At 44.5% G+C, this 13,573-nt stretch carries 13 protein-coding genes; 5 read left to right on the top strand and 8 right to left on the bottom strand.

Features of this window, described 5'->3' with window-relative positions:
* Positions 1–93 precede the first annotated feature (93 nt).
* The 5 genes from C6Y39_RS15985 to C6Y39_RS15965 form a co-directional block, all read right to left on the bottom strand.
* On the bottom strand, positions 94–1,773 hold the full coding sequence (locus tag C6Y39_RS15985; RefSeq protein ID WP_105932240.1) for a S8 family serine peptidase: 1,680 nt from the start codon (positions 1,771–1,773) through the stop codon (positions 94–96).
* 571 nt (positions 1,774–2,344) lie between these two features.
* Positions 2,345–3,085 carry a 23S rRNA (guanosine(2251)-2'-O)-methyltransferase RlmB gene (rlmB, locus tag C6Y39_RS15980; RefSeq protein WP_105932239.1) on the bottom strand — a complete coding sequence of 247 codons (741 nt, stop codon included), beginning with the start codon at positions 3,083–3,085 and terminating at the stop codon, positions 2,345–2,347.
* Complete coding sequence (gene rnr, locus C6Y39_RS15975; RefSeq protein ID WP_105932238.1) at positions 3,086–5,503, bottom strand: ribonuclease R; 2,418 nt, start codon at positions 5,501–5,503, stop codon at positions 3,086–3,088.
* Positions 5,504–5,827: 324 nt separating this feature from the next.
* A complete protein-coding gene (locus C6Y39_RS15970; RefSeq protein WP_105932237.1) occupies positions 5,828–6,187 on the bottom strand; it encodes a HigA family addiction module antitoxin in 360 nt (119 codons plus the stop codon).
* Positions 6,184–6,471: a hypothetical protein gene (locus C6Y39_RS15965; protein ID WP_105932236.1), complete on the bottom strand. Its 288-nt coding sequence runs from the start codon at positions 6,469–6,471 to the stop codon at positions 6,184–6,186. The genes C6Y39_RS15970 and C6Y39_RS15965 overlap by 4 nt, the downstream gene beginning before the upstream one ends.
* A 237-nt stretch (positions 6,472–6,708) precedes the next feature.
* On the opposite strand from C6Y39_RS15965, the gene C6Y39_RS15960 reads away from it, so the two are divergent.
* Positions 6,709–8,403: an alkaline phosphatase D family protein gene (locus C6Y39_RS15960; RefSeq protein ID WP_105932235.1), complete on the top strand. Its 1,695-nt coding sequence runs from the start codon at positions 6,709–6,711 to the stop codon at positions 8,401–8,403.
* A gap of 125 nt (positions 8,404–8,528) precedes the next feature.
* On the opposite strand, the gene C6Y39_RS15955 is transcribed toward C6Y39_RS15960, so the two are convergent.
* The 3 genes from C6Y39_RS15955 to C6Y39_RS15945 form a co-directional block, all read right to left on the bottom strand.
* Positions 8,529–8,825, bottom strand: a complete 297-nt coding sequence (locus tag C6Y39_RS15955) for a type II toxin-antitoxin system RelE/ParE family toxin (RefSeq protein ID WP_105932234.1) — start codon at positions 8,823–8,825, stop codon at positions 8,529–8,531.
* Positions 8,806–9,054, bottom strand: a complete 249-nt coding sequence (locus C6Y39_RS15950; protein ID WP_105932233.1) for a CopG family ribbon-helix-helix protein — start codon at positions 9,052–9,054, stop codon at positions 8,806–8,808. The genes C6Y39_RS15955 and C6Y39_RS15950 overlap by 20 nt, the downstream gene beginning before the upstream one ends.
* A gap of 190 nt (positions 9,055–9,244) precedes the next feature.
* A complete protein-coding gene (locus C6Y39_RS15945) occupies positions 9,245–11,608 on the bottom strand; it encodes a TonB-dependent receptor (RefSeq protein ID WP_105932232.1) in 2,364 nt (787 codons plus the stop codon).
* 290 nt (positions 11,609–11,898) lie between these two features.
* On the opposite strand from C6Y39_RS15945, the gene C6Y39_RS15940 reads away from it, so the two are divergent.
* From C6Y39_RS15940 to C6Y39_RS15925, 4 genes are all read left to right on the top strand, one after another.
* A complete protein-coding gene (locus tag C6Y39_RS15940; protein ID WP_105932231.1) occupies positions 11,899–12,129 on the top strand; it encodes a type II toxin-antitoxin system RelE/ParE family toxin in 231 nt (76 codons plus the stop codon).
* The gene (locus C6Y39_RS15935) at positions 12,126–12,419 is read left to right on the top strand and encodes a helix-turn-helix domain-containing protein (RefSeq protein ID WP_105932230.1); all 294 of its coding nucleotides are present in this window, start codon (positions 12,126–12,128) and stop codon (positions 12,417–12,419) included. The genes C6Y39_RS15940 and C6Y39_RS15935 overlap by 4 nt, the downstream gene beginning before the upstream one ends.
* Before the next feature lie 175 nt (positions 12,420–12,594).
* Positions 12,595–12,876 carry a PepSY domain-containing protein gene (locus C6Y39_RS15930; protein ID WP_105932259.1) on the top strand — a complete coding sequence of 94 codons (282 nt, stop codon included), beginning with the start codon at positions 12,595–12,597 and terminating at the stop codon, positions 12,874–12,876.
* Between the two features lie 102 nt (positions 12,877–12,978).
* A complete protein-coding gene (locus tag C6Y39_RS15925) occupies positions 12,979–13,548 on the top strand; it encodes a cytochrome b/b6 domain-containing protein (protein WP_105932229.1) in 570 nt (189 codons plus the stop codon).
* Positions 13,549–13,573: the final 25 nt, after the last annotated feature.

Genomic DNA, 13,573 nt, shown 5'->3' with positions numbered 1-13,573 from the left:
TTATGCAGAAAATTAGGTGCAATAACCTTTTATAAAAAATAAAAAAGCCTGCAAACGCAGGCTTAAAAGTTGTCGTTGGGAAGACCGAAGTAACTACTCGTAAGAGTAAGAAAGCGTTACACCGCTATACGAAGAATAGGCACGGATTCCAATATGCCAGGTTCCGGATGCTGGCGCATCAAAGGTGCACACTTCGTTGTTACCATTTTGGTAGGGGCGACAATCAAAGTCACTTGTCTCTGGTTGAGAGCCAAACTTCACGTAAAGGTCTGCATCGCCAGAACCACCAGAAGTTTGAATTGTCATTCGCGTCACACCTTCAGGAATTGTCCATGTGTAGCGGTCCCAGTTTCTGCGCGTTCCAGACAGGTTAGTTAACTGACCCGATACCGGCTCTACACCAGGGTCAGTTCCGTTATCACCGCCACCGCTACCACCGGCACAACCGTTAGTATTAAGATAGTTGTAAGCGTCGGCGAGCTGCATTAAACCGTGACCATAGAAGTTATCTCGACCTGCACTACCTTTATCTTCTGCTGTCGCATTAAGCGCACTTCTGATTTCATTGTTTGTACACTGCGGGAAATAACTCCATACCAGAGCTGCACCACCAGCGACGTGCGGCGTTGCCATTGAAGTACCGCTAAGTGCTGCGTACGTATTTGTTGGGTAGGTCGATTGAACCGCACTACCTGGCGCTGCGATTTCTACTTGGTCGTTATACTGGCTGTAGCTTGCACGGTTTTCATTTGAGTCAACCGCTGCTACTGACATAACGGCATCGTAAGATGCTGGATAAGATTTGGCGCTATTACCATCGTTACCTGCGGCTGCAACTAACAGCATGCCAGCATCGGTGAAGCTTTGCATAGCGTTGCGCTCGGTAGTAGAAGCGCTGCCCCCACCTAAGCTCATGTTCACAACATTAGAGCCGGCATCCTGACACTGAGAGATGGCATCGATAAGATCTGACGCATACGTCCATTGGCCATTATCGTTAAAAATTTTAACGATATGCATGTTAACACCTGGATATACACCAACCACACCTTCATTGTTGTCGTATGCCGCTATCGTTCCCGCTACGTGAGTACCGTGACCGTTGCCATCGTTATACCAATTACCTACTGCACTGTTGTTTGCCTGGCCTGTTACACCATCGTTAGTACCTGGCAAATCTGGGTGACCCAAATTGTAACCTGTGTCGATGATACAGACTTTGCGGGCAGCGGTGTCTGACTGGCCGAACTGGTTGGCCTGAACCATGGTATACCCGTAAGGGGTTGTTTGCGCCATTGGCTTACGAAGTACGTCCACCTCAATACTTTCTACGTTAGGGTTATTGCGAAGCTTGTTCAGCGCTGATTTGCTCATGGTAGCCGCTACCATTTTTTGCTTTTTCAGCTCTTTCTTGATAGCGCCACCTGCTTTTCTGACTTCAGATTTTGCCGCAGCAATGTCGAAAGGTTTTTTACCTTTAGTCTTCGCGCTTTTAAGTTTATTGCCGTTCAGTTTGTCGCTTGAAGAAATAACCTCAATCGACTCGCTTTGCATCTCATCTTTAAACTTAACGATGTAGCGCTGTGGCCCTGCGGTAACTAAACGATCGACGGTTAGGCGTTTACCTAATGCTTGTTCTACGGTTTGTGGTTTCTCTTTGACTTTTACCAGGCCTTCGCCGGCAGCCATTGCAGAGTTACCTGTTAAACCAAGTGATACAGCTAAAGCAGCTGCAGTTAGACATGTGTGTTTCTTATTTAATTTTGAGTTCAAAATTTATTTCCTGTTTTATCTGTCTTATTAACTTCAGCACTGTTTTTGTCCGTGCTTTTGAAGCTATTTGTTATTAAATGACATACAGGTATAACCATTACCTCATACGAAAAGCTCATCCATGACAACCGACGCAACAGCGTTGCAACGACCTACCCGTTTGTCAGGTATGCAAATAAGCATGTGCGCCAGCTTATTCGCAGAGCTCATATTAGTTGGTTAATCAATACGTTGAGTATAATACCTCAACCTTGGTGAGTATTTTTCATACCTTTAAATGTGGGCAGAAAACCCCCTTAATGTACGCAAGCCACTCTAATCAAACGCTATGAGCGAATTCATATTAGGAATGAAATTCCATAATTAACATTTATTTTACAATTAGAAGTGTAACAAAATATTAAATGCTATTCAGTGAAGCCTAAAAACTATACCTTTCGCGTTAGGAGGGTGATTTTTTTATTGAGAAAACCAGAAACGAAAAAGGCGCACAAAAACTCGTTCTGCGCGCCTTCTAAATTTTTTATGTGCTCTTGCGCTTAACTATCGACGCAACAGCATTCATATAGCCCTACAAACTGCGCTGCCTGACTATCTCGTATAGACAAACACCAGTAGCCACCGATACGTTAAGACTGGTTACGCTGCCTGCCATTGGCAATTTAACCAGTTCATCACAAGTTTCCTTGGTCAATCGACGCATTCCCTTACCTTCAGCGCCCATTACCAGCGCGGTCGGGCCTTTTAGATCAACGTCATAAAGGGTTTTGTCGGTCTCACCTGCTGTACCTATAATCCACAGTCCCTTATCTTGAAGATGTTTTAACGTTCTAGCTAAGTTTGTGATTTGGATGAGGGGCACGACTTCCGCTGCACCACAGGCCACTTTTCTCACCGTACCATTCAGGCTTGCTGAATTATCTTTAGGTACGACGACTGCGTGAACACCTGCACCATCGGCGGTACGCAAGCAAGCGCCCAGGTTATGTGGGTCAGTGATACCATCTAACACTAAAATAAGCGGCTGCGCCTCGTTTGCCAGAATCTTATCTAAGTCGGCTTCATCTAGTACACGGGCTGGCTTTGCTTTTGCCACGACACCTTGGTGCTGTTCGCCATTCACTTTATCGTCTAGCGCTTTGCGCTGACTAAATTGAACTGAAATGCCAAAACGTCGTGCTTGGTTAACAATGTTGGTTAAGCGTTCATCGTTACGCCCTTTTAGCACCCACACTTCCATTACACGCTCTGGCTCTTTTTCAAGTACCGACTGCATAGCATGTAACCCGTATAACCATTCTTGCTGCGCCATTTAACGCTTACCTCTTTTATTCAATGACAATGTTTTGCCGCTGCTACCGCCTTTTGCGCCACCGCGACTTGACGACTTTCCACCGCTACGACTGGACGAGTTTGACCCGCCTTTACCCTTGCTGCCTTTCTTGTCAGAGCGCGAGCCTTTGTCAGAGCGAGGCTTATTATCAAAGCGAGTAGGTTTATCAGCAGCTTTTTTCGCTGATTTCACTTTAACCTTCTTGCCTTTGGCGGAGCGCAGCATAGACTTATCGAGCAATAAATCAATCTTTCTTTCATCAAGATTAACCGCAGCAACCGTGACTTCTACCGTATCACCTAGCCTAAACTGGCCGTGGCCTGACTCGCCAACGAGCGCTTGTTTTACATCGTCGTAATGATAGTAGTCATCATCTAGCGATGTAATGTGCACCAAGCCGTCGATATGGTATTCCGTTAAGCGAACGAATAAACCAAAGTTTGTCACTGAGCTCACTACACCTTCAAAGGTATCGCCAACGTGATCGAGCATAAACTCACATTTCAGCCAGTCGGCAACATCGCGGGTTGCATCATCGGCGCGTCGCTCGGTCATTGAACACTGCTCGCCTAGCTGCTCTATTTCCTCAACGGTATAGTTTTTCGCACCACTTACTGCGTTTTTGCCCTTCTGTTTAGCGATAATTCCTTTAAGCGCTCGGTGTACCACTAAATCAGGGTAGCGACGTATTGGTGACGTAAAGTGCGCATAAGCCTCAAGGGCCAAACCAAAGTGACCCACGTTGTCACCATCGTATACCGCCTGCTTCATTGAACGCAGCAACATGGTTTGAATAAGTTCTTCGTCTACGCGGCCACGGGTTTTAAGCACCACATCGGTAAACGCTGCAGGCTCTGCATCTTCAACAATGCGATGCGGAATGCCTATTTCACTTAAGTAGCTGGTAAATGCAGTTAGCCTGTCAGCATCGGGCTTATCGTGCACTCGGTATAGCGCTGGCGCTTCATGCTTTTCTAGCATCAAGGCCGCACTTACGTTCGCCATGATCATGCACTCTTCAATAAGCTTGTGCGCATCGTTACGTACTAGCGGCACGATATTTTCAATTTTGCGCTGGGCATTGAAGACGAATTTCACTTCTTGGGTTTCAAATTCAATGGCACCACGTTTGGCGCGGGCCTTTTTGAGAGCGCGATAAAGGTCGTGTAGGTTACGAAGGTGAGGCACGTGTGGCTCGTAGCGCTGATGCAGCTCTTTGTCACCTTGTAGAATACCCCATACCTTGTTATAGGTAAGACGGGCATGAGAGTTCATCACTGCTTCATAGAACTGAAACTCTTCTAGTTTCCCTTGGGCGCTGATGGTCATTTCACACACCATACACAGGCGGTCAACTTCAGGGTTCAGTGAACACAGTCCGTTCGACAGCACCTCAGGTAACATGGGGATGACTTGATCAGGGAAATACACTGAGTTACCGCGCTGCTGCGCTTCATCATCAAGGGCTGTGCCGGTGCGCACGTAGTGGCTCACATCAGCAATGGCTACCCAAAGCTGCCAGCCTCCATCATCGAGAGGTTCGCAATAAACAGCGTCATCAAAATCTCGGGCGTCTTCACCGTCAATAGTCACCAGCGGAAGCTGGCGCAAATCCATACGCCCTTCTTTGGCTTCATCAGGCACTTGATCGGTAAGCTTTTCCACTTGCTTAGTAACGCCGTTTGGCCACTGATGCGGGATATCAAACGTGCGAAGGGCCATTTCGATTTCCATACCTGGCGCCATGTGCTCGCCAAGTACTTCAACAATTTTTCCCACTGGGTTCATTTTGCGACGGGGGCGCTGAGTAAGTTCTACCACAACCACCTGCCCCATGCGGGCACCATGTGTACTTTCGGGCGGGATGACAATTTCGTGCTGCAAGCGGCTGTCATCTGGCACAACCATGCCAAAACCTTGCTCTACAAAGTAACGACCCACAATAGGTTCGCTACGAGGCTCTATGACTTGAGTAATAAAGGCTTCTTTTCTACCGCGGCGATCAGTACCGCTCACTCGCGCTTCTACAACATCATCGTGAAGGAACAAATTCATTTGCCCTGCACTTATAAATAAGTCACCGCTTTTATCTTCCGGACGTAGAAAGCCAAAACCATCTCTGTGGCCGATAATACGACCTTTAATTATTTCATCACGGTTTTGAAGTATGTATTTCTTCTGTTTGGTGAACTGTACCTGCCCCTCGCGCTCCATAGCACGTAAGCGACGCTGAATACCAATACGCGCTTCTTCGTCGAACGCATTCACCAAATTACAGATATCAAGAAACGACAACGGGTTGTCGTGCTCTTTTAATAAGCTCATTAAATATTCCCGGCTAGCTACCGGATTGTCGTACTTCTCTTTCTCGCGCTGATAATGCGGATCGTCACTCATGTATTTTAAATTTACCTTTTGTATTTCGCTCAAAACGTTTTTATTTGCGGCTTTTATTTATGAAGCGCCAGAGAAAACGTTGGAATATGAATTTTTAGACACTCGAACCGAATTTGGTTCAGGTGGTTAATTGATGCACAGTATAACAGTATTTAAAGTAAAAGATTGCGTGTTGTTTGGGCATATTGGATTTAACAAATTACTTCGCTGGAAACGCAAATGTTGTTGCCGTGCTAAGCGAACTGCTTCAATTTACGCGACACTGAAATTTTTTTAGTCCCCCTCTTGCCGTCATGGCGATAAGCCAGTTAGCTGAGTTTTGGTTTAGTAAATTGATTTTAAACTGGGTTTATTATTTGCTGTTCTGTACAAATCGTAGGCAACTTGGTAATGCATCCAGGCCTGAGCACTTATTCCGCTCACGGCTTCTAGCTTGCGAGCAAATTCAATAGTTAGATTTGAATGCCCGTTAACAAATCGCGATAAATGTTTAGTCGAAATTTCTAGACATTGCGCAATCTCGGTTTGTTTCAACGGTGATTTAGACATACACCGACGTTTAAACACTTCACCGGGATGAGGCCTCTTGAGATGTTCAGGTCTTGACGCTCGTTCTCCGGCATCAATTATTGCATTGCCCTGGTTACCTTTGTATTCAATACCTATGTGCATACTTTGTTTCATGGATTGTATTCTCTGAAATCAAGACTGAAACAGTCACCATCATTAAAATAACAAGTTACCGCTCCACAAGGCTCTACGCTATTCACCGTGATAGTCACATACCAAAGAGCGCTTTCTTCGGATCTTAGTGCGCCGATATCTAGCAAATCAGATATTTGTGATGCAGCGTCCAAATCGAACAAAGCATTCCAGACCTCATGACGATATGCTAACGGAAGCCATTCATCGTAATCTGAGAGCCACATTTCAAGTAGCTCATGATGTAGGAAGCTTACAATTGCCATATAACGACCTATACAAGATTACCACAGAGGTAATTCCGCCTCAAAAATATGTTCATATTTTAATCGAGCATAAATGTGTAAACTTCGATCTAATGTTCAGTTATCGATTCACTTCAGCCTGACATCTCGATGTCACAAACAATGAGTATAAAAATGGGTCTTCATTTTTGTTGCACGCACGTTCAACAAAACAATTACATCACTAGTTACCTTACAAACCCTTAAAAGAGCATGGATATGGATAGAAGATCATTTATTAAACTGTCGTCATTCGCCGGAGCGAGCGTGGCAGTGTCTACTGGGCTAGCGGGCTGTACTGTTAGCAATTCTGCAAATAACTCCCCCAAAACTGACGCACAGTTTACCCATGGAGTAGCTAGTGGCGACCCACTAAAAGATGCCGTTATTATCTGGACGCGCGCCTTGCCAGCACCAGGCACTGGACTAGTTAAAGCCGATATTTTGTGGGAAATGGCAAGTGATGCTGATTTTAGTGATGTGATAAGCAGCGGCATGGTTGAAGCCAAAGCAACCCATGACTTTACCGTAAAAGTAGATGTAAAAGGCCTCAGCCCCGCCCGTCGTTATTTTTATCGCTTCAAAAGCGCTAACAATATAAGCCCTGTAGGTGAAACCCGCACGTTACCTGAAGCCGATGTGTCTAACGTCACATTTGGTATATTTTCTTGCTCTAACTACCCTGCTGGCTTTTTCACCCCGTATATGGAAGCTGCGAAAGACAACAACATCGACTATGTATTGCACCTTGGTGACTATATTTATGAGTACGATGGAAAGGGTTACGCCACGGAACATGCAAAAGAGATTGGTCGAACCTTCGCGCCCGATAACGATACAGAACTTTATACGCTCACTGACTATCGCAACCGTTACGCGCTATACCGCACGGATGAGGGCCTACTTGCGCTGCATCAGAATAAGCCTTTTATTGTTGTGTGGGATGACCATGAAATTACAAACGACACCTATAAAGATGGGGCTGAAAATCATCAAGCAGATGAAGGTGATTTTTATGAACGTCGCGCAGCAGCAGTTCAAGCGTATTATGAATGGCTCCCTATTCGCCCGCCGTTTGGCACTGAGCGCTTAGAAATTTATCGGCAGTTTACCTTTGGCAACCTGCTTGATTTATACATGCTAGATACCCGTGTACTTGCCCGTGACAAGCAGCTTGAATACGCCAACTATCGCGACGCGGAAACTAAAGCCTTTGACCAAGCGGGCTTTATGAAAGATATCAGCAACCCTAAACGGGGACTTCTAGGGGAAACCCAGCGCAATTGGCTACATACCTCTATGCAGCAAAGCCAGGCAAAATGGCAAGTTCTCGGTCAACAGCTATTGATTGGCCGCATGCTATTTCCTGTCTCTATTTTTAACGGTGTTAAGCGAGAGGAGATCCCTGCACACGTACACCAACTTGCGAATATTAAGCGCAAGCAAATGCAGGGGGCGACGCTAAGCGAACAAGAGTTGGCACTTATCAATACCGTAATGCCCTATAATTTAGATGCATGGGATGGCTACCCTGTTGAGCGCGAACAAGTATTGATGCAGCTAAAATCTATCGGCAAACCAGTAATAGCGCTTGCTGGCGATACGCATAATGCATGGCACAATAAACTAACGCTAAAGGATGGAACACAAGTTGGTGTTGAGCTTGCCACCCCAGGTGTGACATCGCCGGGTATGGAACATTATCTCAACATGGATGATGAAATGGCAGAAACCCTTGCCGATGATCTTCCGCTACTCATTGAAGACTTGCAGTACTGTAATCTTCACCAGCGCGGGTTCATGACATTGACCGTTACAGAGAATACTGCAAAAGCCACATGGCACTATGTGGATGCTATTCTAACCAAAACTGGAAAAGTGGTTAATACGCATAGCTATGAGATGAAGGCATAGCATTCTACAATTTTGTTAGCGTGTATAGGCTTGAGTCTATACACGTTATTTGTACAACTAGAGGCTATGAACGCTATGTTGCGAGTCGCACAACAAACTTAATTCTTTCCAAAAACAAGTTGTTTTTAGTCAGCGTTCGGCCATTGCTGAGCGTCATGAAGAACACGTAGTATTTCGATGCAATTTGTAATGATGTTCTCTCGATATACAACGATAAACGGCAGGCCATTAATCACAAGCTCTCGCGTATTTTTCAATCGACCTTGGCGACCCGCCCTAGGGTGTTTTGATAAGATTAGGTGCGAACTATCAATGATGTTTATAACAACATCGATAGCGACAGTGGGGCTATTTTCTTGAGCAATATGAACTTCAATTTTCTCTAAGTCGGTAACAGCGAGATCAGTCCATTTGAGCTGCACGCTTAGCCTCCCATTTAGCTTTAACATCAGTTTGGTCGGTCAAGCGCCCCTCATCAGCGGACTTCATACCTTTTTCCACCTCTTGAATAAACCACTCTTCGCGAGCAACATACTGCTTGACAGCTTCGGCCATCAACCACGCCCTAGGCCTATCCATCGCTTTAGCCATTTCGCCTACACGTGCAAGCGTTTCATCATCTAATCTTACTGAGGTAGCTTTTAAGGGCATAAAGATTCTCCGAGGTTCTTTGAGAATCTCAAGTATAGCAAGACAAAAAGGAAGTATGAATGGGAGGAGCACCTAAATGACAATTAAAAGTTTAAGTACGACTTTTTTAAACATTCATTAAAAGCTAAGTTCTATTCCCGTCAAAATGAACGACGTTTTGACGAGAATAGTCTTTTCTGATTATCGGCTTCTAAAACTCGTAGTAAAGACGCACACCTGCAATGCGCGGCATACCACGAACAAAAGTAGGAATGCCTAAACCACCACCTGTGTTGCCCGCATCAATCAAGAACTCTTTATCAAACAGATTATTCACGTAAAACTCGTAAGCAAACTTGCTGTTGTCTTGAAGCAGTTTCACCGACACATCAGTAAGTGAGTAGGTATCTTGAGAAAGACCTGGGTAATTGCTGCTTTCAAAAAATACTTCAGACTGGAAGCTGGTTAGCCAGTTAACATCAATATCAAAATTGTTCATGTTGAACACTTTATTGATATTTATAGCGCCGCTAACTTCTGGTGCTAAGCGGAACTTGTTGCCGCCGTACTGAAATGGCGAGCCATCGGCAGTGTCATTGGCAAACTCTGCATCTAGAAAACCAAGGCTTGCAGTTAATGTCAGCGTTTCGCTGTAATTGTAAGTAGCCATACCTTCAATACCCGACATGGTCGAGTCACCAACCGTCACGGTGATAGATTGAAGGGTTTCTGCATCGGTGAAGCTTTGCTGATAATCGCTATATTCGTAGGTAAAAATGGCGCCCGAGAACAAGAAGTTAGCGCTTTGATATTTAACACCTATGTCGTAGCTATCAACTATTTCTGCTTTGGTAACGTTAACACCACCTGCGTTAGCATCGACAACCGGCGAACGACGACCTTTGGCGTAGTTCGCATATACGTTCCAGTTGTTATTAACGTCATAGCTTACGGCAAAGCGCGGTAGGGTATCGTCGAAGTCACGCTCCGCGTCAAAAGTAAAAGCACCATCTGCAGTAGTAAAGGTGTTGCGTGTATAGCGGGTTTCATCGATATAGCGCACGCCCGCTGTCACATTAATGCTGTCTGTAACAAAGTACGACACTTCAGCAACGTAAGACGCAATATCTAACTCGGCTTCAAATATGAAGGGCCCTTGAATGAAAATAGGCGGCAGCGCAGGGTTGGAAATAGGAGAACCATCGGCATTAAATAGCTGTGACACTAACAGAGCGCGCAGTGCTTCAATGTCTTCTAGCGACGCGTCGGTGGCAATATTTTGATTAAGTGGAATGTTTGAACTGGCCTCAAGCTGTGCTTTTACGGCATCAAACGTACCACGAACAAACGGGTCTACCATTACATAGTATGGCAAAATCGAATCGTCTTGGGTGATAGACGCGCCAACGAATGCTGCAAGTTTATCACCAGAATCATACACTACGCGCAATGACGCACCTTGAAGCGTAGCGTCGTTATCAAAGTAGGCGTCTTGAATACGCAAAGCTGAACCATCAGCGTCGAAACCTTCGCTTACTTCTACATCTTTATAGTAGGCGTCGGCATGCAAGCTAAGCATTTGGTTAAAGTCGTAGTTTAAAGTCAGATCGTAAGCTTGAAGCGTGCGTTCAATTCCCAGTTCACCGCCTAAACTAAATTCTGCCGAACTAAACGGACTTGTGTCACCGCCATTCGGCGCAATAGACCCGGATTTAAATGCAATACCCGGCTGGTCGTTATATTCCATTGCCGCACGAGCGATAATTTCTAGCTGCTCATAGTTCGCACGCCACGTTGCGCGCAACGCCTGGACTGATACACCCTGTAAATCTTCGCTGTTGCACGGCACTTCTTCACCAAGATGATTGTACATGTTGGCATTACCGTAATAAGAGTCCGCGCTACATGCATTGTTTTCTACAATGCCGTCCATCTCTCGATAAAGCCCCGCTATACGAAAACTGTGGTTGCCGTTAATCGGCTGGTTATACATAAAATCGAGTTCTTGGCCTTGCTCTGAGTTGTAACCAACCTGTACTTTGCCTTCTTGCTCAAAGGTTGGAAGATTAGAGTGGATGCTCACCGCACCGTTTGCTGCTGCTACACCAAAAAGTGTTGGCTGAGGACCTTTGAGTACTTCAACGCGAGCAATATCGTAAAGTGCAACACTCGCTACCGTTTTCTTACTGATATCAAAGCCGTCTTGATATACGGAAATACGAGGGGTTGCCGATACTGAAGATACATCGTCGGTCACTCCGCGAATGTTGAACGACGGTAAGCTTACTGCTTGTTCTTGAATCTGGACATTCGGCAAAATACGAGAAAGCTCATCAAGCTCCATAATATTGGTACGCTCTAAGAATTCGCTACCAATGACATCCATAGTTACTGGAACATCCATAACAGATTGCTCACGCATTTGCGCAGTAACGGTAATTTCTTCTATGTAGTCTTTTTCGTTGGCGCTGTCTGGCGTATTTTCCTGAGCAGTTGCAGCTGTAGATAGCGCAAGAGCAATTGTTGTGGCTAGCAAAGAGCGAGAAAAAAACGTTCGTAGGTACAGGGGGTGCATCAAATCATTCCTTTAATGTGCTTATTAAGTGTTTTGTATGTTTGTAAGAATTTCGCCAACAAATTGACGACACTACTTATTATTTGTGAATACAGAAGCACAAGAATCTAGAGCCCGTTTGAGACGTTTCGATGAAGTATCAATGACAAATCTAAGTCAATTTTATGACAGCTACCTCTTGTCTCGTTCTATACCAAAATTCAGTTGTTACACAGTAGCGGGCTATATAACTTTTGTTGAATTAATGCGCAACAAAAGTTATCATTTATGACAACTCAATTGGAATTATAATGGATTGGAAAGTCAAGTTTTATAAGGACGTAAACAAGCAAATATTGGCTATGCCACCAGGAATACTGGCGCGCTTCATAAGATTACTCGAACTTATGGAAAAACATGGCCCGAATTTAGGTGCTCCGCATACTCAGTCTTTAAGTCACGGATTATTCGAATTGAGAGCGAAAGCAAAAGAAATACTGCGAATAGCTAAACTGAGGATGAAAGAGGTGACCTCGCTATGACTTTACAAAATCTAAAACAAGAAGCATTTAAAAATCCAGAAGTAAAAAAAGAGTACGAGCGCTTAGAAAGTGAGTTCTCGCTTATCGAGCATTTGTTAACCATGAGAAAAGAAGCGGGGCTCACTCAAGAAGAGCTTGCAGAAAAATTGCGAACGCACAAGAGTAATATTAGCCGCTTAGAAAAAGGAAATAGTAACCCTAGTTGGACAACCTTACGTAAATATGCAGATGCCTGCGGCTTTGAGCTTTCACTTATTCACTATAAAAAAGAGCAACACACTATTCGCTAATTTTTAGTTGCTGATGCTCTTTATTTGCATACATTAATAACCTGAACCAAAAATAAACAAGAATAAGCACGTACAGTGAATAACAAGAGCCCTATCCATAAAAGAACAAAATAAGTACACTCTTCCCTTGTAGGACAGAAACAAATTTTAACTAAAAAGCGAAATGGAGACTGCAATGAAAAAACTAATGATGGCTACTGCGATTGGCGCTGCAACCTTATTAAGCGCATGTAGTGCTGAGCACGGCACTACGCAATGTACTACTGCCCCTGAATCTGAATGGCAAAATCAAGATGCATTTCAGACTCAGTTGCTAGCACAAGGCTACAAAATCAATGAGTTTAAAGTGACTGACGGCAGCTGCTACGAAATCTATGGCTTCGATAAAGAAGAGAATAAAGTTGAAATTTACTTCAACCCTGTTGATGGCAGCATTGTTAAAAAAGAAATGCACTAAGTTCGTGTTAGCAAACGGCACATGAGGTCGCTTGCTTTAAAACTTGATAAAAGCGCTGCAAACTATTGCAGCGTTTTTGTTTTAACTTAAGAAGAGCACGTGATGAGTAAAGCTAAAGACACGCCTTCAGATATTTATGTTTGGGATAAGATTGTGCGCGTATGCCACTGGGGCCTTGTTGCTGCGTTTATCACCAATTACTTTATTGTAGAGCCGGGCTGGCTTTATCATGAAATAGCGGGTTATGTTGCCTTAGCACTCATATTGTCGCGTGTTGCGTGGGGGGTTTACTCAACCAAATTTAGTTCGTTTAAAAATGAAAACGCGTCATACGCTAGTTTTTCGAATATATCGCTAGATAAGCAAACCTTCCTAGAGCATGTTGGACACTTAAGACAAAAGCAAATTCCGACTAGCCATGGTCACAACCCTTTCGGCTGGCTTATGGTATTTGCTGTCATAGCTCTTATGCTTGGATTGGGTATTACTGGGTTTATGATGGAAGAGATTGATGCCATGTTCGGCAACAGTACGCTGGAATGGGTACACAGTATTATGGCCGATGTGCTTTACGTTTGTGTACTAGTTCACATTGCGGCAGTATTTTTAGTGCAATACATAGGCAATGTTCAGCTCATTCGCCCTATGCTTACTGGATGGCGAAAGCGTTAGGTTATTGGATTGCCCAAATTCTGTT

This window comes from Alteromonas gracilis, assembly GCF_002993325.1.
GTDB lineage: Bacteria > Pseudomonadota > Gammaproteobacteria > Enterobacterales > Alteromonadaceae > Alteromonas > Alteromonas gracilis.
Note: the sequence above shows the minus strand (reverse complement) of the source record. Positions and strands in the feature narration are given on the sequence as shown.